The sequence below is a fragment of the Clostridium rectalis genome, from assembly GCF_900626095.1.
GTDB lineage: Bacteria > Bacillota > Clostridia > Clostridiales > Clostridiaceae > Clostridium_AS > Clostridium_AS rectalis.
On sequence record NZ_UYZZ01000003.1, the window covers coordinates 106,512 to 131,324 of the forward strand.

A 24,813-nucleotide genomic window follows, 5' to 3' on the forward strand; every position below is an offset into this window, starting at 1 on the left:
CAAATTATTCCTTATAAATGCATTTGAAAATTTCTTTTCATTATATTACAATAAGATTATTATAGCAAAATTTTAACTATATAGGAGGAACAAAATATGTCCTTAGTACATATGAGCGATTTAGCTTATGAAGAATTTAAAAATTTTTTAGAAACAAACAATGTAAAGACTAATTTAATTAGAATTCATTTAGCTGGTATTGGGTGTAGTGGACCAGCTTTTAATCTTGTATTAGATCATAAAAGGGCAAATGACGAAATTGCTGAAATAAAAAACATAACATTTTTAATTGATAATGATGTTATAGCTCAATTTGGTGGATTCGAATTAAAATGTGCTAAAGAAAATGGTATAGGCGGTTTTTCACTTGAACCCTTAATTAAATACGAGGGTAGCGACTGTTCCACTTGTGGAGGATGTCACTAAAAAGCATGTAGTAAATTTTACTACATGCTTTTTTATTTATTTAAAATAAATTTTTCTAATGCAAATGCAACCCCTAAATTATCATTACTTTTTGTTATATAATCCGCTTTTATTTTTAAATTTTCAGATCCATTTTCCATAGCAATACCAAGACCTGCGTACTCTATCATTGATAAATCATTATCCCAGTCCCCAATAGCAATAACCTCATCTGTATTTATATTATATAAATTACATATTTTTTTTAGCATTACTCCTTTATTTACTTTCCCATTAAATATTTCTAAAAAATGAGGTAATGAAAATTGACTATTAATTTTTTCTCCGAAATGATTATCTAATCTCTTTTTTATTTTATTTAATTTTTCATTATTATCCACTAAAAGAAATTTTGTTATTATCTGATTTTTATAAAATAAAGATAGTTTTCCTACCTCTAAGGATCCCTTTACATAATTTAAAACATCCATAAAATCATATTTTTTTTCAACATATGTATTTTTATCAATAAACAAGACTGTATATAGTTTTTCTTCTTCGCATATGCTCAATATTTCTTTTGATATGTTATAGCTTAAATCCTCACTAAATATAATTTCTCCTCCGCTATCATATACCCTACATCCATTTAATCCTACAAGTAAATCCTTCGTATTCAAAACATCCATATAAGGTTTTGCCGCTATAAAATCTCTTCCAGATACTAATATTACCTTTATACCACTTTTTTGAACCTCTTTTACTCTTTTAATAGTGGTTTCATCCAATAAATGCTTACTATTTAGTAAAGTTCCATCTATATCTATAGCTACTAATTTATACATGTATTCCACCTCCTAATACTCTATACATAAATATTACTTTATCTTCCATGCTTTTTCCTTCTTTTTTTAAAAAAATAAATACTAAAACCTAAGAAATTCTTTTCTTAGCCTTAGTATCTATCAATTTATTTATTCATCTAATATCCTCTACTTTAAACTTATTAACATTTACTAACATATCTTTAGTCATATCTGTTAATACCTGAGAAGCTGTTGTCACATTTTCACTATGCAAATTTATCTGTTCTACAGAACTTGATATTTCCTCTATTGAAGCGGATATTTCCTGCGCCACTACAGACACTTCATTTATCTTTTCAAAGATTCCATCGCTCTCCATACCTATAGACGATGCATTTTCACCTAATCCTTTTATAATTGGCATAATCTTAGATAACATTTTTATAATTTCTTTAAAAGAGCTCATAGTATTTTCTATAACTATCATTTGGTTACTTAATTCTTCTTCCATGTATCCACTATTTTTTATCATATTGTTACTATCAATAGAAATACTATTTATTAAATCATTTATACCTGACACCGATACTTTACTTTGTTCTGCAAGTTTTCTAATTTCATCTGCTACTACAGAAAATCCTTTCCCTGCTTCTCCCGCTCTAGAGGCCTCTATAGCCGCATTTAGTGCAAGTAAATTTGTTTGTTCTGCTATACTATTTATAAGATTACTTATTTCATATATCTGTGTAACTTTATCTCCAAGTCCTAATATTTTATCTGAAAAAGAATTAAAAGATTCCTTTACTTTAACTACTGATTTAGTTAAAGTATTTATTTCCATACTGCTACTTTCAGCCATATGACTAATTTCATTTCCATCAGAATTTACTACATATATGTTATCTATCATGCTTTTTAATTCTTTACTAAACTTATTTACATTTTCATTTACATATAACAATCCTTCAGATTGCTCCTCTGTACCTTTAGCAATTTCCTCTAAAGCTGCTGATGCACTTTGTAACGAAGCCATAATCTCTTGTGACGTAGCAGATAGTCCCTCCGCTTCTTTATCTACAGAAAAAGAATTGCTTTTTACTTTGTTTATCATATTTGATACTCTATTTATAGTATCATTAATAGCTTTAGCTATAACTTTAAACTCATTTTTCCCATCATCATCTAGTTTTACAGTAAAATCTCCTTGAGAAACTTCATCCACGTTAACTATAATTTTTTTAGAATATTTTTTTATAAATCTATTTATTACTACACATATAGTAGTAAATACTATTATACTGATAATCAAAATAATGATAAAAACTTTAATTATAGATTGATAAATGTTTTTATTTTCCATATTAAGGTTCATTGCTTCCTCATTATTACATTTTATTAAATAATCTAGTTTAGTTTCTATTTCATTTCCGTAATCATCTAATATTAGAAAATCTCTATCGGAAAATTTATAACCTTTAGACAACCTTTTATCCATCTGGTACCAAATATCAATATATTCACTATATGCACTTTTTAAAGCCTTTAATACTTTATTTTGGCTTTGATGTACATTTTGAGAAGTATAGCTTTCAAAATTCTTCTTAATCCATTTATCAAAGACTTTTACCCTCTCTCCAAATTCCCTTTTGTATGCTCCATTTGCTCTATTAATTTGTATTCCTATATTTAAATAATCACTTCTTATTTCATTTAAATATGTGAGAGGTTTTACATTTTGTTTAAACATCATAGAAGAATTAGAGTACATTAGAAATACGTTTTTTAAAGCTAATATTCCTATAACTATAGTAAAAAGTACTCCTATTAATTCTAACACAAAAGTGCTCTGAGTTACTTTTAAATTTTTAATTTTAAACATATTTTCCCCCTGATATATTATTTATATTATGTTTAGCTAAACTATATATTATATTAAATTTTTAACTTATTTACATTATATATGTTTTATTTACAATAATCAACAAAATTATCAAAAATAAAAAAAGACTATGTTATAAAAGAAAATTTTTTCTTTTTAACATAGTCCTTAATGTAATTTTATTTAAAATATCTATTTAATAATCCCTTAAAGGCTAATCCATGTCTTGCTTCATCTTTACACATTTCATGTACTGTATCATGAATTGCATCATAATTAAGTTTCTTAGCAAGTGTAGCCAAATCTTTTTTCCCTTGACATGCACCATATTCTGCTTCAACTCTCATCTCTAAATTCTTCTTTGTATCCGCAGTTACAACTTCTCCTAATAATTCAGCAAACTTTGCAGCATGTTCTGCTTCCTCAAAGGCTATTCTCTTATAAGCTTCTGCTATTTCTGGTAACCCTTCTCTATCTGCCTGTCTACTCATTGCTAAATACATTCCTACTTCAGTACACTCTCCCATGAAATTGGCTCTTAATCCTTCTAAGACTTCTGTTTCTACGTCCTTGCCTACCCCTATTTTATGTTCATCCGCCCATTTCATATCATCTGTTTTTTTAATAAATTTGTCTGCGCCTGCTCCACATAATGGACACTTTTCTGGCGCCTTCTCACCCTCAAAAACATACCCACAAATAGTGCATACATATTTTTTCATCTAAAATTCCCCCATTCACTTAATATTATATTTATTTATCTTTCAACAATTATTATTATATAATAATTAATATTAATTTGCAAGCTTTTTTTAAATATTTTTATATGCTTTATAAATTCTATCTAAAGCTTCCTTTAAAACACTTCGTGGACAAGCAATATTTATTCTTTCAAATCCACCTCCATTCTTTCCAAATATATAACCTTGATTAAATGCAACTTTTGCTTTTTTTAACATGAAATTTTTTAACTCTTCATTATTCATACCTAACTCTCTAAAATCTAACCAGGCTAGATATGTACCCTCTGCTTCTATAACTTTTACCTGTGGTAATTTTTCTTTACAATACTCTTTTAAAAATCTATAATTTTCTTCTATATATTTTATCACCTCTAAATACCATTCTTGTCCTTTAGTATAAGCTACTTCCGTTGCTAAAATACCTAATGGATTTATTTCATCTATACCGTTTAATTTCATAGTATTTAAAAATTTATTTCTTAGCTTTTTGTTAGCAATTATTATATTGGAAGTTTGTAACCCTGCTAAATTAAAGGTTTTACTTGCAGCAGTACATGTTATTGAGTTTTCCAAAACATTATTATTAATTGAGGCTAATGAAGTATGCTTGTTATTTTTAAAAATTAAATCTCCATGAATTTCATCTGATACTATTAATGTATTATTCTCCATACAAATATTACATAAAGTTATAAGTTCCTTCTCTGACCATACTCTCCCAACTGGATTATGAGGATTACATAATATCATTAGCTTAACAGATGAATCCATCTTTTTCTTTAAATCCTCAAAATCCATATAATACTTATTATTTCTTAATATCAGAGGACTTGTAATAACTTTTCTTTTATTATTTTCTATACATTTAGCAAAAGGATGATAAACCGGAGTCTGTATCATAATTTTATCATCCCTTTTTGTATAGCTTTGTATTATCCAATTAATAGCTGGTATAATTCCAGGTGTTAAACATACCCATTCCTTTTTTACATGAAAATTATGTATACTCTTAAACCAATTAATCAATGCATCATAATATGTATCTGTTGGCTTAGAATATCCAAATATTCCGTGGTTTACTCTTTCTTTTAACTTTTCTAATATTTTAGGTGAAGCCTTGAAATCCATATCAGCTATCCACATAGGTATTATATCTTCATCATTAAAAAACTCTGTATTAAAATTCCACTTTATAGAATTTGTATTACTTCTATCAGTTATTTCATCAAAATTATACTTCATAGTAATTCCCTCCAACTTATTATATTTAATTTTATTTTAGCATAAATAAGCACAAGCTAAATATATTTTTAGCTTGTGCTTATTTAATTTCACTTTATTTCCTTAGTAATTCTTTGCCAGAAATACCTGGTTCTGTCATATTGTATGGATTAAATATTATATCTAATTCTGCTTCCTTTAATAATCCTTCTTTTAAAATCAATTCTTTTACAGATTCTCCAGTACTTATTGCGGTTTTAGCTATTTTAGCAGACGTTTTATACCCAACGTGTGGACATATAGCAGTTATAACACCTACGCTATTTTCTACTAACTCTTTACAACGTTTTTCATTAGCAGTTATATCTCCTACACAGTTATCTATAAGTGTATTCACACCATTATTAAGTGTTTCTACGGACTGGAATAAGTTATAATAGATTACTGGTTCAAAAGCATTTAATTCTAATTGTCCTGCCTCAACTGCCATAGTTATTGTCATATCATTACCAATTATATTAAATGCCACTTGATTAACTACTTCTGGTATTACAGGGTTAATTTTTCCTGGCATAATAGATGAACCATTTTGTTTTGGTGGCAAATTTATCTCTCCTATACCTGTCCTTGGCCCTGAGGATAATAATCTTAAATCATTACATATCTTAGATAAATCTATAGCACAAATCTTTAAAGCTGATGAAACTTCTGCAAAAGCATCTAAATTTTGTGTACCATCTACTAAATCTTCACATTGAATTAATTCAATATTAGTAACCTTGCTTAAATTTGGAGTAATATTTTTAACATATTTTTCGTCAGCATTTAGTCCAGTACCTATAGCAGTTGCACCAATACTTACATATTTTAAATCATCCTTAGTTCTTTTTATCCTTATAATATCCCTCTTAATTGCATTGGCATAAGCCCTAAATTCTTGTCCAAGCCTTATTGGTATTGCATCTTGCATTTGTGTTCTTCCCATTTTTATTACATGATCAAATTCTTTTGATTTTTTAAAAAGAACTTTTACTAAGTTATCCAATGTTTCTAATACGTTGTCTAAAAGTCTCATAGTTGCAATTTTCCCTCCAGTGGGAATAACATCGTTAGTAGACTGTCCCATGTTAACATGATCATTAGGATGAACTATAGCATAATCCCCCTTTTTGCCATCTAGTATTTCAATAGCTCTATTAGCAACAACTTCATTAATATTCATGTTCATAGATGTTCCTGCTCCACCTTGTATAGGGTCTGTTATAAACTGTTCTATAAGCTTTCCCTCTATAATGTCATCACAAGCGTTAACTATAGCCTTCCCTATTTTTCTATTCAAAAGCTCTATATCCATGTTAGTTATAGCTGCCGCTTTTTTGATTTCCGCCAAAGCCTTCACTAATTCAGGATGTATTTTTTCCTTAGTTATTCTAAAATTTTCATAAGCTCTTAATGTTTGTATACCATAGTAGGCTTCAATTGGTACTTGTTTTTCGCCTATTGAGTCATTCTCCATTCTATATAACATAAAAACTCCCCCTAGATATTATTTTTATTTAGCTAATTCCACCGTTTTTTTAGCTAAAATTTCCGTAGAAGATATTAAATTAAATTTTTTTAACTCATCTAAACTAAATTTATCAAATAATATAGGTAATTCAGTGCATCCCAGTATTATTACGTTTACATCCTTAAGTAAAAACTTATTTAATATGCCTAATACCTCATCTATCTTAAAATCCCTGTCCCCAGACTTTACCTTATAAATTAAATTTGAAACACATAGTTTATCTTCATCATTAGGTAAAATTATTTTTATCCCATACTTATTTAAATATTTATCATAAACTTTCGCCCTATAAGTTCCTTCTGTTGCAAGAAGTCCTACTGTGCAATTTCCATAAAACTTAAAAATATATTTTCCTACCTCATCTATCATATTTATGAAAGGTACCTTAACAGCTTCTGCTAACTGATCATAAAAATAATGTGCTGTGTTACAAGGCATAATAAGAATTTCTGATCCTAAATTTCTAAGTCTTATAGCAGTTTCCATTAACTCACTAATAGGATTTTCTCCCTCACCTAAAATAAACGCTGTTCTGTCTGGTATTTTAGTATTATTGTCTATAAGTATACGTATGTTATCCTGATCTGACTTAGCATAAGTAAAATCTATAATTTTATTAAATATATCTACAGTAGCTTTGGGACCCATACCTCCTAAAATTCCTACTACCTTTGCCATTAGTAAACCCCCATATTATATAATATTAAACCCCAATATTGCTTTTACTTTGTTTTATAGTTGCTTTAGTATAATCCAGTTCTTTTTCTGAAGCAGAGACTACTATTGATGCTGCCACATTTCCTGTTACATTTACTGCTGTTCTTCCCATATCTAACACTCTATCTATACCTGCAATTAATGCTGCACCTTCTAGAGGAAGTCCTACGGATGATAAGACCATCATAAGCATCATAAATCCAGCTCCTGGTACCCCTGCTGTACCTATAGATGCCAAAAGTGCTGTAAGTAAAATAGTAGCTTGCTGTCCTAAAGTTAAAGGAATCCCATAGGCTTGTGCAATAAATACTGCACACACTCCCTGGTATATAGCCGTTCCATCCATATTAATTGTTGTACCTAGCGGAAGAACAAAGCTAGCTATTCCTTCTGATACACCAAAAGATTCTCTTACAGTTTTTATAGTAATTGGTAATGTTCCAGAACTACTGCTGGTGCTAAATGCAATAGCCGTTGGCGTGGAAGTTCCCTTGAAGAATTCCTTTATAGAAATTTTTGAAAACATTTTTACAGAGAAAGAGTAAGCTATAATAGAATGTAATATAAATCCAGCATAACATACTCCTATTACTTTAATTAAAGGTATTAATACCTTTGGACCATTTTCAGCAATAACAGGAACTATAAGTGCAAAAACTCCATATGGAGCTAAATTCATAATAACTTCAGTAAGTTTATACATTATTTCAGCTAAACTATCACAAAATTTTAAATAAGGTTCTCCTTTTTCTCCTATATACACAGCTCCAACACCACTAAACAATGCAAAAAATATTATTTGTAACATATTACCTTTTGCTAATGCATCTATTGGGTTTGTTGGTACAATATCAAGTAAAGTCTGTATAAGTGATGGTGCCTCTGTAACTTTTTGAGGTGTGGAGCTAACTAAAGGAATACCTGCTCCAGGTTTAAATATATTTGCCAAGGATAGTCCGATAACTATAGCCACAGCTGTAGTTACAAAGAAATAAATCATAGTTTTTCCACCAATTCTTCCAAGCTTTTTTACATCTCCAATACTAGCAGCTCCTACAACTAAAGAAGAAAATACTAATGGTACTATTGTCATTTTTATTAAATTAAGAAACAACGTGCCTATAGGTTTAATATACGTAGTAGCAATTTTAGGTGATGACACAAAGAATAGTCCTACAAATACTCCAAGTATAAGTCCTATCATTATTTTAGTAATAAGACTCATTTTCTTTTTACTCATACGAAAGCCCCCCCTATATATTTTATTTTATTTTAGCAATACCAGTATTCTTAGCAATTTCCCCAACTTTTTCAGCCACTTTCTCTACTACTTTCTTATTGAAAGGATCTGGTATTATATATTCTTCTTTAAGCTCTTCTTTTGAAATTATACTTGCAATAGCTTCTGCTGCTGCAAGCTTCATATCCTCAGTTATTTCCCTAGCTCTTACGTCTAGTGCTCCTCTAAAAATTCCTGGGAACACTAAAACATTGTTTATCTGATTTGGGAAATCAGACCTTCCTGTTGCCACAACTTTTGCTCCCCCTCTTTTAGCCTCATCTGGTGTAATTTCTGGAGTTGGATTAGCCATAGCAAATATTATAGAATCTTTATTCATAGTAGATACCATATTTGAATCTAAAACATTTGGTCCTGATACTCCTATGAATACATCTTTTCCTTTTATTATTTCTTTCAAACCACCTTTTTCAAATTGTGGATTTGTTAACTTTGCCATTTCTTCTTGTACAGGATTCATCCATTTAGCTCCTTCTACTAAAGCTCCCTTTAAATCACACATAATAATATTTTTAAACCCTCTTGCTAATAAAAGCCTACAAATAGAAATTCCTGCAGCCCCAGCTCCATTAATTACTACCTTTACCCCCTCTATTTTTCTATTTGTTAGTTTTAATGCATTCAATAATCCTGCAAGTACAACTATTGCAGTTCCATGTTGATCATCATGAAATACAGGTATATCTATTTCCTCTTTTAATCTTTGCTCTATTTCAAAACATCTAGGCGCAGATATGTCCTCCAAATTTATTCCTCCAAAAGTAGGCGCCAAATATTTTACAGTCTTAATTATTTCTTCTACATCTTTTGTATTTAAACATATTGGAAAAGCGTCAACATCTGCAAACTCTTTAAACAAAATTGCCTTGCCTTCCATTACTGGCATAGCTGCCTCTGGTCCTATATCCCCTAGCCCAAGTACCGCTGTACCATCTGTAACTACCGCTACTAAATTTTTTTTAGCAGTATATTTATAAACATTATCTATATCCTCATATATTTTTTTACAAGGTTCTGCAACACCAGGAGTATAAGCTATACTTAAATCCTCCTTACTTTTCACATTTATTTTCGGTGCAATAGATATTTTGCCTTTATTTTTTTCATGTACTTTTAAGCTTACACATTTTATATCCATAAGCATCTCTCCAATCAGTTTTGTAACAATTTAATACCCCATTGGCCAATGGATAGCTTATTTATATAATAATTTATAAAATTATTATTTTCTATATATTAAAACTATTTAAAGTATTTTGTAAATAAATTTATTATTGTTAACTTATAAACGTAGATATAATATTACTGATAATAAATAATCCGCCTATATTATTTTTATGAAATAAGTAAGTGTAAACTATTCAAAATTACAAAAATAAAGTTTGTAAAAAAGTTTTTATTTTAGATAACTGAAATATATGTATATATATTACTTCTTTTTATGAAAAATACATTTTATTTTTTTTCATTATAATGTTAAAATTTTATCTTTTTAACTCTTAAATCACATAAATAAAAAACTTCCAATACAAAAATGCATAGAAGTTTTTCTTATATATTATATTACTCTGTATGTAGTTTTGGGTCTTCCAACTTCACCATACTCCACATCTCTATTTAATTTCCCTAGTTCCGTCATATATTCTAAATATCTCCTTACCGTAACTCTTGATAATTTAATTTTTTCTGATATTTCTTCACAAGTAAAATACTCCTTACCATAATTTTTTAATATCTTCTTTATTCTTTTTAAAGTTATTTCATTTATCCCCTTTTGAAGGTCCTCCCCAAAATTTATATAATTTTGATTAGTTATTTTATCTATATCTTTCTGGTTTAATACAACTTTAGTATTAAAAATTTCATATCTTAATTTAAACTTATTTAAAGCATCTTTAAATCTTTCATATTCAAAGGGTTTTATAAGATAATCTATAACTCCAAGCTTCAATGATTCATTTAATTTATCTCCTTCATCTGCAGCAGTTACCATAATTACATCTGTCATAAACTGATTTTTTCTAATTTCCTTTAAAAAGCTTATTCCATCCAATTTAGGCATATATAAATCAAGTATTATTAAATCCACATGTGAATTAATAACTATATCAATAGCTTCCCTACCATCATTGCATATTCCACAAACTACAAATCCTTCTAAACTTTCTGTGTATTTTTTATTTATTTGTGCTACCATCGGATCGTCTTCTACTATTAGTACATTAATCATTTTTATCCCCCTTTGGAATGTTCACTAAAAACTCAGCACCATCTCCAATTTGTGAAAACACTTTAATCTTTCCATCTAAATTTTTTATTACCTCCTTCACTAATGAAAGACCTTTTCCCCTATTTTCACCCTTTGTTGAAAATCCACTTTGAAAAATATGATGTATTTTATCTTTTTCTATTCCACCTCCTGTATCTTTTACCCTTATAATTAATTCATAATTACTCTCATTTATAAAAATTTCTATAATTTTATCTTGCTTCTCATTTAAACTTACTGATTCTATTGAGTTTTCTAATAAATTTCCTATTATTGTTACCAAAGCATTACTATTTATTTTACCATGAAATTTATTTAAATTACTTTCAGAATTAATAAATAAATCAACACCTAATTCCTTTGCTCTGCTTATTTTCCCAAGCATCAACGCAGCAATAGTAGTATCCTCTATTTTATTCATTACCAGACTTATCTTTTGTTGTTGTTCTTTTTTTTGTTTTATAATATATTTTTTTGCTTCTTCTATTTCATTTATTTGAATGAGTCCTAATATTACATGTAGTTTATTCATAAATTCATGATTATTTGCTCTTAAAGCCTCCACTACCTGTTTTACACCTGTGACCTCCTCTGCCAATTTCATAACTTCTGTTTTATCTCTAAATATAGTTACTGCTCCAATAGTTTTATTTTTATTTTTTATGGGTATTCTGTTAGTAAGTATAAATGTATCATTTATTATCATCTCTTTATTATACTGAGGTTGTCCATCTTTTAGCACAAATGATAGATTAGAATTGGAAATCAAATTTAATATATCTTTTCCTATAAAATCTTCTTCATGTTTTTTTAATATAGTTAAAGCTGTTTTATTATAAAAAGTAATTTTTAGTTTTTCATCTACTGCTATTATTCCTTCATTAAGTGCATCTAACACTTCCTGTTTTTGTATAAATAATTTAGATATTTGTTCTGCTTCATATCCTAAAAGACTTTCTTTTACACTTTTAGAAATAATAAGCGCTCCCACGCTTCCAATTAAAAGTCCTGATAATATTACTAAAATAATAAATGTTATAGTCTCATATTTTCCACCCTCTACATTTTCAGTCAATACCTTTGAAGTAACAAATCCAATAACCTGATTATTTTCATCATTAACTTTAACAAAACATATAAGCAATTTACCAAAACTTTCAACTCTATCCTCCACATACACCCTTCCTTCTAAGTGATTAATCCCTAATTTTTTAAACGATTTCTTTTTTATAGTGTCCCCCTTCAAAGAACCATATCTATTACCGCTTAAATCCATAATTATAATTGAATCTATATTTTTTGTAGCTTGCAAAACATCATCTAAATACTTTTTTAATATAGACGAATCCTCATTATTTTTTAAGGAATTTATTACTGTAGGTGATCTTGCTACACTTTTACTTATATTCATTAAATTTATTTCTGCATCTTTTCTCATACCTGATATTCTCATTTGATATATAAATATTATGGTAACAACTAAAGAAATAGAGACAACTAAAATATTTAGCATTGCAATTTTAGTCCTTAATTTTAAGTTAATCCTTTTCATATTAATACATACCTCTATACTTCCTTTATAAACTAATTATAGTAAAAAACCTATAGGTTTACATCCCATAGGTTTACAATTACAAAAACAATTTACTTTTTCCCTCTATTATAACTTCCTGGCTTACAATTAAAGCTTATATTTTTACCATCACTTGTTGCAACTATTGTTCCATTTTCATCTGTTCTATACAATTTCACTCCTGTTTCTCTAAGTTTTCCAACAATCTCCTTATGGGGATGTCCATAATCATTTCCTCTACCAGCACAAACCACTGCATATTTGGGCTTTACTCTTTTTAAAAATTCATTTGTTGTAGAACTATGACTTCCGTGATGTCCCAATTTTAAAACATCTGCTGATATGTTAAATCCCTTTTTAAGAATTTCTTTTTCTGATACTCCCTCTGCATCTCCAGCAAATAAAAAGGATTTATTATTATGCGTAACTTTTACTACTATGGAATAGTTATTTATATTATCATACTTACTCTTATTTGGTGCCATTATCTCACAGACAGTGTCACCAAAATTAAATTTTTCACCTGCAACAGGTTCTTTAGCCTTTATATTTTTACTTTTCATAGCAGATACTACATCTTTAAATGTTTTTGTATTAGCAGTCTTTTTAGGCATATACATAGTGCCTATATTAAAATTTTTTATTATATCATCCATTCCACCTATATGGTCTTCATGAGGATGGGTAGCAATTAAAAAATCTATTTTTTTTACAGCAACATTATTTAAATATTTTATCAAATTTTTTGCGGATGCATTTGTTCCTGCATCTATAAGCATATTTTTATCTTCAAACTGTAATAGAATGCTATCTCCCTGTCCCACATCAATATAATGTACCTTTAACTTACCTTTTTCCGTTACATTTTCCTTAGAATTATTTAATACATCTTTATTTACTTCTATGTTACAACCACCTATAGTTAAAACCAAAAATACTATAATCAAACATTGAATAAATTTTAGTAATGTATTATTATTTTTTAATATCTTAGTCACCTCTACACCGCCTCACAATAAATACATATCATAATATTACCATAAATACCTACTTAAAACCCTAAAATTTTCCCACATATTCTTATCTATTTACAGAAATTAGTATATCTTCATATTTTAAAACATAGCTCCTGTCTTTTAATAAATTAACTGATTTACTCTAAACCTGATTCATAAGATTTAATTAACTTATAGGGAAATCCTTTATATTTCATATCCTCCATAATTTTTTTATAATCATATTTAATCTCAATAATCTCTATATTAAAAAGTTTGTCTAATCTTATATCTAATATACCATATGTAGGATTAGGTCTTCCTATTTTAGGTTTACCTACACTTCCATCATTTATAATAAACTTATTTTGTGCTTTTTTTATATATGGTATATGCGTATGAGCACAAACTAAAACATCCTCTCTTAGATTTACTATTATTTCCTTAATTTCTTCATTATCCTCCTTTAAATATTCATTTATAGATCTATGGCTACCATGTACAAACAATATCCTTAACTTTTCAAATTTCAAACTTATTTTACTAGGTAAACTTTTGATAAACTCTTTATTTTCATCTGTGAGTTCATTCACCGTAAAAGGCAGTGAAAATTGGTTTATTTCTGTATCCCTAATATAACTAAATTTATTGTCAATAACTGATACATCATAGTTACCTTTAATTGATATTATGTTATTTGTTTTTATAATATTTACCACTTCATTTGGAAAACTTCCATATCCAACTAAATCTCCAAGATTTATAATACAATCCACTTCTCTATCTTTTATATCCTTAAGTACATTATCTAATGCAAAAATATTTCCATGTATATCTGATATAACTGCTATTCTCAATTTTACCCCCTCCAACTCTATTAAATTTTATCAAAAAATTTTACTCTTTTCAATTTTAGTTAAAATTTTGGCAATAATATTATTATAAAAAAAGAAGTATTTTTTATAAATACTAAATAATATTCAAAACAAATTTCTATTAAATATATATTTTTTATCTATTAATGTGGTTATTTGAATATATCGATTATAATTAGATAACATTAAAAAGGACTGTTAATAAAACAGTCCTTTAAATTACTATATCTCTCTTTCTACAATTATCCTTGAATTTTACTTCCCCAAACTCAATACAATTTGCAGGGCACACATTACTACACAAATGACAACCAACACAATTTTCTATCTCTAGTTGTGGGGTTCTATCTTCCTTATTCCATTTTATTGCTTGATGTCCTCCATCATAACAAGATATATAACACCTTCCACATCCTACACACCTATGAAAATTAAATTCAGGATAAATTATATAATCTCTTTCCAAATTTTCTGGTGGAACAATATTTTTTACTGCTAATCCCACCATCTCTTTAACAGTTTTAAATCCCTTTTCTTCCATATAAAAACTCAACCCACTTATCATATCTTCAACTATTCTATACCCATATTGCATTACTGCAGTAGTAACTTGAACATTACTTGCTCCAAGCATTATAAACTCTAAGGCATCTTCCCAAGTCTCAATACCTCCTATGCCACTTATAGGTACATTTTTTAATTCATTGCATTTAGCTAATTCACATATGAATCTTAATGCAATAGGTTTTATTGCCTTTCCAGAATAACCAGATATAGAAGACTTGCCATTTATAATAGGCAATGCTGATAATTTATTTAAATCTATATTTATTATACTTTTTATTGTATTTATAGCTGCTATTCCATTAGCACCTCCTTCAATTGATGCAATGGCAGGCGTTTTCATATTGCCTATATTTGGTGTCATCTTAGCCAATACAGGAAGTTTACTTCCTTTTTTAGTAGCTTTAGAATACATTTTAACTAGATTCTTACTTTGTCCAACATCTACCCCCATTGAATGACTTGTCATTTGAGGACAAGAAAAATTACATTCTATAATATCTGCCCCTGCCTGCTCCACTACTTTAGCTAATTTGGTCCACTCTTCTTCATTCTGCCCCATAATAGAAGCTACTAAAACTTTATCTGGATAATTTTCCTTTATTTTTTTAATTTGTTCAAGATTATATTCTAAACCATGCTCTGCTATTTGCTCCATATTTTTAAAACCTATAAAAGATATCCCTTCTTTATTCAAATTACAAAATCTAGGTGAAACTTCATTTGCAATAAAAAATCCAATTGTTTTAAATACAACTCCACCCCATCCATTATCAAAAGCTTTAGCACACATTTCATAATTATTTGATACTGGAGATGAAGATAAGAAAAATGGGTTTTCACAATTTACTCCACAAAACTCAATAGAAAGATCTGCCTTTTTCATCAAACTCCCTCCTCTTTTACTGTAGCTACTTCGTCTGAAGATTTATTTTCTTCCCTTTTATTACTTAAATATGCATCTATACCATTTGCAGCTTTTGTACCTGATGCCACAGAATATACTACGTTTCTATCACCTTCTATAATATCTCCACAAGCAAAAATACCATCTAAATTGGTTTTACAATTGTTATCTATAATTACTCCATTTTCATTTTTGTCTATATATCCTAGTTCTTCTAAATCACTCAATTCTTGACCTATAGCAAATATTATCATATCAGCTTCTAATTCTAATTTAGATTTATCAAACATTCCTTGAAATTTAACACTAGTTGCATATTTATCTTTACCATTAATCTCAATTGGTATAAAACCAGTAAAAACAGGTATATTTAAATATGTTAAAAATTTTTTACCATGAGCTTTAGCAGGCATTTTTTCTATATTTCTTCTATAAACTACTTTTACATCTTCAGCACCTAAAAATTTAGCTGTTGCCGCAGCATCTATAGCTACATCTCCTCCCCCTATAACGATTACTTTATTGCCTAGTTTTATGTTCCCTTTATTTATTTTTGCCTCTTCTAAAAAGTCCACCCCTTTTATTACTCCCTTTAATTCCTTGCCCTTTATATCTATATATTTGCTTTTTTGTAATCCGCAAGCTATTAAAATAGCCTTAAATTCATCTTCTATTAAAGATTTAAAGCTTTTATCTCTATTTATTTTGCAATTCAACTTAAATTCTACTCCTAATTCTTTAATATAATTTATTTCATAGTCTACAATCTCACTTGAAAGTTTATATGGCGGTATTCCATAACTTAGCCAACCTCCAGCTTTTTCTTTGTCTTCAAAAACAGTAACCTTATATCCTTTTTGTGCTAAATTAGCAGCTGCGGATAGTCCACTAGGACCTGATCCAATAATTGCTACCTTTTCTTTATCAAAAGCAGCTTTCTCTAATATCCTTATGTCATTAGTTTTTTCATAATGAATTAAATATCTTTGTATTTCTCCTATTTTTACGGGTGTATCAATACCGCATTTACTACAAGCTCCTTCGCAGTATTTATCATGTGGACACACTCTTGAACATACTCCCGCTAATACATTGTTTTCCCTAATAGTTTCTATAGCCCCTTTTAAATTTCTGAATCTCAATGATCTTATAAACTTTGCTGGATTAGTATTGGCAGGGCAAGCTTTACTACAAGGTGCATCATAACATAATAGGCATCTTGTTGCCTCTTCAATTACTTTATGTGGTGTATACACCTTTTTTATTTCTTGCAAATACCCTATACTTTCTTTCATATTCTCTCCTCCAACCATGTTAATTTTTAAAATAACACAGTAATATTTTACCATTTATCCAACTTTATTTCCATATATTTTTTTAAAATTAAAAATTTTCCAAAAACATTAATTTTTATTTTATTGTATTATGAATATATTTATCGATTTTAAAGAAAAATAGATGTGGAGGTGTTTTTAATGATTCAATTAACAGAAAAAGAAACTTTACTACTTAAAGATTTGAAAAGCCATGAGGAACAGTGTATTGAAAAATACAATAATTATGCTGGAAAAGCTTCTGATCCTCAATTAAAACAATTATTTAATTTTCATGCCCAACAAGAACAACAACATCTTAACACTATAAATACAATTTTAAGTGGTCAGCTTCCTAATATGAATTCTAATGCTAGTGGTAATAACCAAAAACCAACTAACTTCTCAAATTCTAATGCAAATTCCCCTGAGGATGCATATTTATGCAAAGATTTACTTATGACTGAAAAATATGTTTCTGGAGCTTATGATACCAGTATTTTCGAATTTACAAATAGTAATATCCGTCAATCTCTAAATCATATCCAAAAAGAAGAACAGCAACATGGAGAAGACATCTTTAAATATATGGAAAGCAAAGGTATGTATAACCCACAATAAATTAAAAGCATGTATCAATAAATGATACATGCTTTTAATTTATTGTATTTCAGGAAGTGAATTTAATCCATTTATTAATTTTTTATACCATGGAATAACATATCCTGATTTGTGTATTATATCTTCATGATCCATATTCTCCAATAAAGGCATATCATTCCATTTCCCAATTTGTGGCTTGCCATTAAATTTCACTATCTCATCCTTTGAACTAATCTTAGGTCCATTTTGACTGATAACATTTACAAAGCCATCATTAGGTTGCCAATTTTCATCTATAGTCACCCGTCCTGGTTCATTTCGAGTATATCTTCCCATTATTACTGAATTAGGTATAAATAAAGGATTCATATACTTTACATCTGGTATGGAATTCCCTGTTATATGAGACACTTTAGTTGCTTTAGTAGTCCATGAAAAATAATATTTATCTTTTTTTGCTGTTACCCACTTATTTATTTCTCTCGCACCATCTGTACTTAAATCCCATACACTTATATCCTTAGTATCTTTCCATATATTACTATTGAAAACCTTTTTAAAATATTGCAAAGTTAATTCATTTTTTTCCTTTTTTAATCCCCATTGATCTAATTTAAAGTCAAATACAGGTTTATTTAAATAACCAGTTATACTTCCAATTCCACCCATTAGCTTTTGAGCAAAATCTACTAATACGTTTCCACTACCCTCATCTGCTAAGGTAGTACCGTCATGAGGTGATGATATAGAGGTAACGCTAGCTAAAAACTGTTGCTCTCCCTTGAAAAGAGTTGATAATTCCTTTTCATCTGTCACACCTCTTTCTTCTTCACTACCTTCCTCAAGAAGTTGATCTAACACTCTTATAGTTTGTCCACCCATACTATGACCTACAATATGAACTTTATTTATTTTATCTTCTTTGTTAACTCTTCCCCATTGTGGATAAATTCCTTTATATGTTCTTCCATACCTAGCATGCCCATATTTTTTTGAATGAGCCTTTCCATAGTCAACGGTTCCACCTTTTATATAAGCATAAAGTTCACATGCCCTGTCCCAATTACTAGCTACGGGACCTACTGCTGCTACATAGACATCATACCCGTCTTTTCTAAGCTGCTTTTCTAAATCCGTAAATGCTCCCCAATAATGATATAACGGAATCTCATCCTTTCCCCAACCCATGAAACCATGTACAAGTACTGTTGGATGGCCCATATTTTTATGTTCTGTCTCAGCCTTTACTGATACTTTTAGCATAATCACTAAAAACAAAGCTAAAAATCCAGAAATAAACTTAAACCTGCGCATAATTATCCCCCTTTTTACTAATTACTATGTTAGATAATATTATATTTTAACATTTCTGTAAATAATTTTATTTATACATACTTTTACATTATACAACAATCAAAACATTTTTTATCATACGCAGCTATTAAGTTGGAAAATTTTATGTATTTTCCCCCATTATTATGTCATAAAATATATGATAATAATATATATCCAATTAACAAATTTACATATCTATACCAGCCATCTTCATAAGGTATAGTGCATTTCGTGTTGTTGAAACTCCAGGTTTTAATTTATAATCAAAATATATTTTATTATTTTTATAGTATTCTTTAAAATGGTAATTTTTAACTTTACTATTTTTATTCTCTAAATCCCCTAATTCCAAATCATGTGTTGATACTAACCCTAATACATTTTCATTGCTTAATTTATTTATTAAAATCTCGGCTCCAGTGTGTCTATCTAATGAATTAGTTCCCTTAAATATTTCATCTAATAAAAATAAAATTGGTTTCCCCGATTTCACACCTTTCATAAGTTTTTTAATTCTTAAAATTTCACCATAAAATGAAGATATATTTCTTTCCAAATTATCATCTATTCTCATACAAGTATAAATATCCATTTTACTACAACAAAATTCTGTTGCGCAAACAACTGAACCTATTTGAGCTAATAGTATATTTATGCCTACAGTTCTTAAAAATGTGCTTTTACCAGACATATTAGATCCTGTTATTAATAAAATCTTATGATCCTCCCCTATAGTAAAATCATTACATACCTTTTCACTATCTAAAAGAGGGTGCCCAACTTTTTTCCCCTTTATACTAAAACTATTTTTATTAAATTTAGGCATTGTCCATTGAGGATTTTCATAGCACATAATAGATAAACTAGAAATTTCTTCAGTACGCCCTATTGCACATAACCATTTCTCCAATTCATATGAATACTGCTTCTTCCAATTTTCTAACATTATCATACATCTATAATCCCATAATAATAATATATTTGATAAAATATAAAATAAATTTTTCCTATCTGATGTAAAACCAGATATATTACTTAAAGCCCTTATTCCTTTTAAAGCTTTATTTTCTTCATTATTCATAATTTTTTCTTTTATTTCTTTTAAATATTTACTTTGAAAATTCTTTTCACCTATAAGTTTTAACATGTTAGCATATCCACCTATAATTTTTTTATAATGATATACCATATCTAATGCATTATTTCTTTCGTCATTTTTTATTTTTAATATAACTGCTTGAAGAAACAACATAAAAAGTGGATAGTAAAAAGAAATATATTTTGTAAAGTACATTATAATGGTTATTAAGGTTATTGTAGGTAACAATAAGGTAAAAAATTTTAAGCTTTTCTTATTATATAAACTGCACTTCTCTTTTCCCCAAATTATTAATTTTTTCACATCTTCATTATTATTTATACAAAGTCCTTCTGATTGAAGTCTTTGTCTCCATGCTATATTATGAGCCATTTCTTTTATGGCCTCTTGTCTTTCATAAATTTGATCTATACTAAATTTGCAATTTTCTAATGAATTTTTTAATTCTTTTCTACCCATGTATGTAGTTGTTTCATTTAAATACTGAAAAAGAGAAGCCTTGCCAAACAAATCTAAATCTTTTGAATATGAATGCTCTTCATCTATAAACTCATTTCCATCATCTTTAAACCCTTTCCAATCACCTTTCATTCTAATTACTGATTTTTCATTTATTTGGCATATCTTTTCTACTACGCCTTTATTTTTTATTAATTTATCTTGTTTTTTAGCTAATAAAAGAAATCCACTTGTAAAAATGACTATACTTAATATAAGTAAATAATAATTATGAAATCTATAATAGCTTACAATAGAAAACACTATAGCTGAGATAAAAGTTATCATTCTTAATGCACTTATAAAATTTATAGTTTCTCTTTGTCTTTTTAATAGACTTTCATATTTCTGTATTCTTTTAATATAATTATTTTCTATATTCTCCATTTTCTCACCTGCCTGTTATTTTTTTATAATACTAAAGGGATTGTATTTACAATCCCTTTAGTATTAAATAAACTTAACCGCTGTTCCTGTAGCAATTACAGCTATAGCACTTCCTTGGGTCATGCTTGTCATAGTATAACGTATATTTAATACAGCATCTGCTCCTAAACTCTCCCCTTTCTTTTTTATCTTATCCAATGCTTTTGTTCTTGCATCATCAACCATTTCACTATACCCTGTTAATTCTCCACCTACTAAATTCTTAAATCCTGCCATGATATCTTTTCCAAAATTTTTAGCATAAACAGCACTACAATTCACCATATCTAAAAATTCAATTTCTTTTCCTGGTATTTTATCCATATTCGTAATAATCATCTATGTTCACTCCTTAAAGTATAATATATTTCCTTACACAATAAAATATATTTTTAACTTTCAAATAAATCTACGATTAAGTCTCTATGGCACTTATAATATAGTTTAAATTTTCTTTATTTTTACCAAATAATTTTTTTAATTCTATATCCATATTAAAGCTTTTAGCCCCTAAGAGCAAATGACTTGCAGCTATACCACAATCTATTTTATTTAAATCCTCTAATTTTTTAGCTATAAACTTCCTTTTTATAGAATACAAATTAATTATATCATTTTCTTTAAATATCCTCCAAGGTTGAAAATTCATAGATGAAGGTGCCTTTCTAACTAACTCTAAAATATCTATCCACCCACCTTGAAAATCTCCAGATGCGAACTCAATTATATTTTTTCTTTTATGATAATTTTTTCTCATTTTATTACTTTTTTCATATCCAAAAGCAATAACTATTATAGGTTCATTATTAAGCGGTATTTTTATGATTGTATTTAATAAATTTTCCTTTAGTCCAGAACCAATCCAGCAACTTCCTAAACCCATAGATGTAAGTTCCAAAACTATTCCCTCTAAAGTAAACCCTATATTTTCTAGATAACCATGTTTTTTCTCAGATGTTATTACTAGATAATGGGGAGCTTTTACTTTACCATAATTACTTATAATTCCATTTAGAATTTTAAATACTTTTTCCCCATCTTTTACTATATGTACATTCATATCTATGTCTTTAAAAAGTCTTTCCGCTTTAGATATTTTTTTTTCAATTTTTTCTAAAGTATCTAAGTTCACTTGTTCATTTTCATATTCTCTTACAGAATGCCTATTACTAATGGCATCTATTAAATCCATATCTTCCTCCTCACTAAATATACTTATTTAATATTTTTACCTCATTTTATTAATTTTACTAAATTTTATACAAAATTTCACCTAATATTTTAAAAATTAATCTATATTTAATATTTTTAGGAGGCATTAATTTATATATTTTATAAATTAATAAATAATTAACACTTTTCCTTTAAAAACAATAAAAATATTATCTCAAATTAAGATTTAATATACAATTTGATACTTATAAAATAACATACTTGGGTTTTAATAGGGGATTATTTTAATCCCCATTCTGATCTATAATATTCATACACATTCGGTAACATAGCATCATTATTTTCTTACTTTTACCTAAATACTCTTTAATATCACGATGTAAAAATTTTTCATAAACTTCTATGATATTTTTTTCTCCTTCTGTGCAAACTTCCTTCAAATCTTGTAAATTTTTATAATACACTCCACTATAAGCTGTATACTTGTATCTTATTGCCCACATAAGAGGTTTTAAAATTCTCTTTCTAATTTTTCTTTTTAATAATAATTCTTCTTTTTCATTGGTACATACAAAATGTCTTATTCCCATAATTACATAAACAGCTAACCTTTTACTTTCTAAACTGAATTCTATTTTATTAGGAGAAGGTATCTTTAATTCTCCATACAATATTATACCATCTGTATTATATTGTATTGGACTATATTCTCTTGAAAAATAGGTTGACATACTTTCATTAAAGGATGTACACTGTGGATTAAGTTTGGGAATTGGATCTAAATTTAATAAAATATCCCCTATAGAAAATAAATCTTTTTCTAACACTTTATCTAAAAATATCCATATATCTATATCACTATCTTCCGTATTTTCTCTCCTTGAATAACTTCCTGTAAGTAAAATACACTGTAGCCGTCCATTAAAAAGATGTATAATTTTATTTTTAAATACTTCTATTTTCTTATCTCCCTCCATATAATCCCCCTAAAACACATATTTTAAAATTATAATATCCGTACTTAGGAAATCTGATAATTTTATTTTATCTAGAATACACAATATTTCCATCTATAATTGTATAAATAAGACTTGTGAAATTCTCTAAAGGATTACCGTTAAAAATGGCCATATCTGCATCTTTGCCTTCTTTTAAACTACCTACCCTATTATCTATTCCCATTATTTCTGCTGCATTTATAGTTATAGCCTTAAGTGCTTCTTCCAAAGCTAATCCCTCTTTTACAGCCAATGCTGCACATAGTGGCAAGTATTCTATAGGAACAACCGGATGATCTGTCGTAATAGCAAACTTTATACCCTCTTTATTTAGTATATATGGAGTAATAAAAGATTTGCCCTTTGTCTCTACTTTTCCCTTACTTGTTAACCCTGGTCCCAATATAGCTGGAACATCTGCATTTTTTATATATTTTGCAATTATATCACCCTCTGTACAATGATCCAACGTAATAAGAATATTAAACTCTTTTGCTAATCTAATAGCAGTAAAAATATCATCTGCTCTATGCACATGAGCTTTTAATGGAATTTTTCTTTCCAAAACAGGTATTAATGACTCCATTTTAAGATTAATATCAAAATTCTCTCCTTTAAGATAAGCAGTATCCTTTCTCCTCTTATAGTTTTTACTATCAGTTAATGTTTGTCTAAGTAATGCTGCTGTTGCCATTCTAGTTGTTGGCATTTTACCTTTTGAATTATAGACCCTTTTAGGATTTTCACCAAATGCCACTTTTATTGCTGCAGGCTCTTTTATTACCATTTCATCTACACATATTCCACTTGTTTTTATAGCAACAAATTGGCCTCCCATTACATTAGCACTTCCCGGACCTGTCATAACAGAAGTTATTCCTGCCTTTATAGCATCCTTAAAAGCATCATCTAAAGGATTTATACCATCTATTGCTCTTAACTGTGGAGTTATTGGATTTGTACTCTCATTTATATCATTTCCCTCAACACCAACACCTTGCTCTAAAAGTCCAATATGACAATGAGCATCTATTATACCTGGCATAACCCATGCACCTTTAGCATCAATAATACTAATTTTTGAACTAATATTTATATTTTTTGATATTTTCACTATCTTACCTTTATCAACAAGTATATCTCCTTTTTCATAATTGATTCCCTCCATAGTGAAGATTTTCCCATTTTTTATTAATAACACTTTATCACCTCTAAATAAAATACATATTATTATATAAATATATCATTTTAAATACTTTATTCCACAAAATATTAATATAGAATAACTTTATAATTAATCTTCCGTTAACTATACATATTAAACTTATTTAAATACTTTATCATAAAATAAAAAAAATTTATCATTTGTTAATAGATTTATAATTTTAAATTAATAATTAGAAATTATAATGATAACATACTAATTAAAATAAACAAATTTTAATTAATTAGAATACTTTTCACACAACCTCCCCCTAAAAACGGAAGATATCTTCCGTTTTTTATTTTTTTAATACTATGTTTTAAAAATATAATTATATATA

Annotated in this window: 22 protein-coding genes; 2 read left to right on the forward strand and 20 right to left on the reverse strand. The window is 28.1% G+C overall.

The annotated features are described in order from the left end of the window. The first annotated feature begins 96 nt into the window (after positions 1-96). Positions 97-426, forward strand: a complete 330-nt coding sequence (locus EJL03_RS05830) for a HesB-like protein (RefSeq protein WP_125153029.1) — start codon at positions 97-99, stop codon at positions 424-426. Positions 427-458: 32 nt separating this feature from the next. On the opposite strand, the gene EJL03_RS05835 is transcribed toward EJL03_RS05830, so the two are convergent. The 14 genes from EJL03_RS05835 to EJL03_RS05900 form a co-directional block, all read right to left on the reverse strand. Then, positions 459-1,250: a Cof-type HAD-IIB family hydrolase gene (locus EJL03_RS05835; RefSeq protein ID WP_125153030.1), complete on the reverse strand. Its 792-nt coding sequence runs from the start codon at positions 1,248-1,250 to the stop codon at positions 459-461. Positions 1,251-1,383: 133 nt separating this feature from the next. Then, positions 1,384-3,090 (reverse strand): methyl-accepting chemotaxis protein, encoded by a 1,707-nt coding sequence (locus EJL03_RS05840; RefSeq protein WP_125153031.1) that lies wholly within the window; start codon positions 3,088-3,090, stop codon positions 1,384-1,386. A 179-nt stretch (positions 3,091-3,269) separates the two neighbouring features. Then, positions 3,270-3,812, reverse strand: a complete 543-nt coding sequence (locus tag EJL03_RS05845) for an NADH peroxidase (RefSeq protein ID WP_125153032.1) — start codon at positions 3,810-3,812, stop codon at positions 3,270-3,272. Positions 3,813-3,902: 90 nt separating this feature from the next. Continuing rightward, complete coding sequence (locus EJL03_RS05850) at positions 3,903-5,075, reverse strand: MalY/PatB family protein (protein WP_125153033.1); 1,173 nt, start codon at positions 5,073-5,075, stop codon at positions 3,903-3,905. Between the two features lie 94 nt (positions 5,076-5,169). Then, entirely contained in the window at positions 5,170-6,582 is a 1,413-nt protein-coding gene (locus EJL03_RS05855; protein ID WP_125153034.1) for an aspartate ammonia-lyase, read from the reverse strand. 24 nt (positions 6,583-6,606) lie between these two features. Next, a complete protein-coding gene (gene cuyB / locus EJL03_RS05860; RefSeq protein ID WP_125153035.1) occupies positions 6,607-7,302 on the reverse strand; it encodes a cysteate racemase in 696 nt (231 codons plus the stop codon). 25 nt (positions 7,303-7,327) lie between these two features. Further along, positions 7,328-8,566, reverse strand: a complete 1,239-nt coding sequence (locus tag EJL03_RS05865) for a dicarboxylate/amino acid:cation symporter (RefSeq protein WP_125153302.1) — start codon at positions 8,564-8,566, stop codon at positions 7,328-7,330. A 37-nt stretch (positions 8,567-8,603) separates the two neighbouring features. Next, a complete protein-coding gene (locus EJL03_RS05870; protein WP_125153036.1) occupies positions 8,604-9,779 on the reverse strand; it encodes an NAD(P)-dependent malic enzyme in 1,176 nt (391 codons plus the stop codon). A gap of 420 nt (positions 9,780-10,199) precedes the next feature. Continuing rightward, on the reverse strand, positions 10,200-10,871 hold the full coding sequence (locus EJL03_RS05875; RefSeq protein WP_125153037.1) for a response regulator: 672 nt from the start codon (positions 10,869-10,871) through the stop codon (positions 10,200-10,202). Then, the gene (locus EJL03_RS05880; protein WP_125153038.1) at positions 10,864-12,462 is read right to left on the reverse strand and encodes an ATP-binding protein; all 1,599 of its coding nucleotides are present in this window, start codon (positions 12,460-12,462) and stop codon (positions 10,864-10,866) included. The genes EJL03_RS05875 and EJL03_RS05880 overlap by 8 nt, the downstream gene beginning before the upstream one ends. Before the next feature lie 92 nt (positions 12,463-12,554). Continuing rightward, positions 12,555-13,472: a ComEC/Rec2 family competence protein gene (locus tag EJL03_RS05885; RefSeq protein WP_125153303.1), complete on the reverse strand. Its 918-nt coding sequence runs from the start codon at positions 13,470-13,472 to the stop codon at positions 12,555-12,557. Positions 13,473-13,636: 164 nt separating this feature from the next. Then, positions 13,637-14,335 (reverse strand): metallophosphoesterase family protein, encoded by a 699-nt coding sequence (locus EJL03_RS05890; protein ID WP_125153039.1) that lies wholly within the window; start codon positions 14,333-14,335, stop codon positions 13,637-13,639. Positions 14,336-14,567: 232 nt separating this feature from the next. Then, a complete protein-coding gene (gene preA / locus EJL03_RS05895; RefSeq protein WP_125153040.1) occupies positions 14,568-15,803 on the reverse strand; it encodes an NAD-dependent dihydropyrimidine dehydrogenase subunit PreA in 1,236 nt (411 codons plus the stop codon). Continuing rightward, the gene (locus tag EJL03_RS05900) at positions 15,803-17,119 is read right to left on the reverse strand and encodes an FAD-dependent oxidoreductase (protein WP_125153041.1); all 1,317 of its coding nucleotides are present in this window, start codon (positions 17,117-17,119) and stop codon (positions 15,803-15,805) included. Before EJL03_RS05900 ends, preA begins: the two co-directional genes overlap by 1 nt. 180 nt (positions 17,120-17,299) lie before the next feature. On the opposite strand from EJL03_RS05900, the gene EJL03_RS05905 reads away from it, so the two are divergent. After that, entirely contained in the window at positions 17,300-17,758 is a 459-nt protein-coding gene (locus EJL03_RS05905) for a spore coat protein (RefSeq protein WP_125153042.1), read from the forward strand. A gap of 39 nt (positions 17,759-17,797) precedes the next feature. On the opposite strand, the gene EJL03_RS05910 is transcribed toward EJL03_RS05905, so the two are convergent. The 6 genes from EJL03_RS05910 to EJL03_RS05935 all read right to left on the reverse strand — a co-directional run bounded on the left by EJL03_RS05910 (position 17,798) and on the right by EJL03_RS05935 (position 24,470). Further along, complete coding sequence (locus EJL03_RS05910; protein WP_125153043.1) at positions 17,798-19,054, reverse strand: esterase/lipase family protein; 1,257 nt, start codon at positions 19,052-19,054, stop codon at positions 17,798-17,800. 208 nt (positions 19,055-19,262) lie between these two features. Then, positions 19,263-21,059, reverse strand: a complete 1,797-nt coding sequence (locus tag EJL03_RS05915) for a MutS family DNA mismatch repair protein (protein WP_125153044.1) — start codon at positions 21,057-21,059, stop codon at positions 19,263-19,265. Positions 21,060-21,122: 63 nt separating this feature from the next. Next, the gene (locus EJL03_RS05920) at positions 21,123-21,437 is read right to left on the reverse strand and encodes a YbjQ family protein (protein WP_125153045.1); all 315 of its coding nucleotides are present in this window, start codon (positions 21,435-21,437) and stop codon (positions 21,123-21,125) included. Between the two features lie 76 nt (positions 21,438-21,513). Continuing rightward, the gene (locus EJL03_RS05925; RefSeq protein ID WP_125153046.1) at positions 21,514-22,290 is read right to left on the reverse strand and encodes a nitroreductase family protein; all 777 of its coding nucleotides are present in this window, start codon (positions 22,288-22,290) and stop codon (positions 21,514-21,516) included. Between the two features lie 265 nt (positions 22,291-22,555). Beyond that, a complete protein-coding gene (locus tag EJL03_RS05930) occupies positions 22,556-23,248 on the reverse strand; it encodes a nucleotidyltransferase domain-containing protein (RefSeq protein WP_125153047.1) in 693 nt (230 codons plus the stop codon). A 67-nt stretch (positions 23,249-23,315) separates the two neighbouring features. Next, positions 23,316-24,470: an amidohydrolase gene (locus EJL03_RS05935; protein WP_125153048.1), complete on the reverse strand. Its 1,155-nt coding sequence runs from the start codon at positions 24,468-24,470 to the stop codon at positions 23,316-23,318. Positions 24,471-24,813 lie beyond the last annotated feature (343 nt).

Excerpts from the sequence above, each read along its gene's own strand:
- EJL03_RS05830 (WP_125153029.1), top strand. The coding sequence starts at position 97 with ATGTCCTTAGTACATATGAGCGATTTAGCTTATGAAGAATTTAAAAAT.
- EJL03_RS05905 (WP_125153042.1), top strand. The coding sequence starts at position 17,300 with ATGATTCAATTAACAGAAAAAGAAACTTTACTACTTAAAGATTTGAAA.
- EJL03_RS05875 (WP_125153037.1), bottom strand. The coding sequence starts at position 10,871 with ATGATTAATGTACTAATAGTAGAAGACGATCCGATGGTAGCACAAATA.
- EJL03_RS05920 (WP_125153045.1), bottom strand. The coding sequence starts at position 21,437 with ATGATTATTACGAATATGGATAAAATACCAGGAAAAGAAATTGAATTT.
- EJL03_RS05865 (WP_125153302.1), bottom strand. The coding sequence starts at position 8,566 with ATGAGTCTTATTACTAAAATAATGATAGGACTTATACTTGGAGTATTT.
- EJL03_RS05835 (WP_125153030.1), bottom strand. The coding sequence starts at position 1,250 with ATGTATAAATTAGTAGCTATAGATATAGATGGAACTTTACTAAATAGT.
- EJL03_RS05850 (WP_125153033.1), bottom strand. The coding sequence starts at position 5,075 with ATGAAGTATAATTTTGATGAAATAACTGATAGAAGTAATACAAATTCT.
- EJL03_RS05880 (WP_125153038.1), bottom strand. The coding sequence starts at position 12,462 with ATGAAAAGGATTAACTTAAAATTAAGGACTAAAATTGCAATGCTAAAT.
- EJL03_RS05900 (WP_125153041.1), bottom strand. The coding sequence starts at position 17,119 with ATGAAAGAAAGTATAGGGTATTTGCAAGAAATAAAAAAGGTGTATACA.
- EJL03_RS05925 (WP_125153046.1), bottom strand. The coding sequence starts at position 22,290 with ATGGATTTAATAGATGCCATTAGTAATAGGCATTCTGTAAGAGAATAT.
- EJL03_RS05910 (WP_125153043.1), bottom strand. The coding sequence starts at position 19,054 with ATGCGCAGGTTTAAGTTTATTTCTGGATTTTTAGCTTTGTTTTTAGTG.
- EJL03_RS05915 (WP_125153044.1), bottom strand. The coding sequence starts at position 21,059 with ATGGAGAATATAGAAAATAATTATATTAAAAGAATACAGAAATATGAA.
- EJL03_RS05840 (WP_125153031.1), bottom strand. The coding sequence starts at position 3,090 with ATGTTTAAAATTAAAAATTTAAAAGTAACTCAGAGCACTTTTGTGTTA.
- EJL03_RS05845 (WP_125153032.1), bottom strand. The coding sequence starts at position 3,812 with ATGAAAAAATATGTATGCACTATTTGTGGGTATGTTTTTGAGGGTGAG.
- preA (WP_125153040.1), bottom strand. The coding sequence starts at position 15,803 with ATGAAAAAGGCAGATCTTTCTATTGAGTTTTGTGGAGTAAATTGTGAA.
- cuyB (WP_125153035.1), bottom strand. The coding sequence starts at position 7,302 with ATGGCAAAGGTAGTAGGAATTTTAGGAGGTATGGGTCCCAAAGCTACT.
- EJL03_RS05855 (WP_125153034.1), bottom strand. The coding sequence starts at position 6,582 with ATGTTATATAGAATGGAGAATGACTCAATAGGCGAAAAACAAGTACCA.
- EJL03_RS05870 (WP_125153036.1), bottom strand. The coding sequence starts at position 9,779 with ATGGATATAAAATGTGTAAGCTTAAAAGTACATGAAAAAAATAAAGGC.
- EJL03_RS05930 (WP_125153047.1), bottom strand. The coding sequence starts at position 23,248 with ATGGAGGGAGATAAGAAAATAGAAGTATTTAAAAATAAAATTATACAT.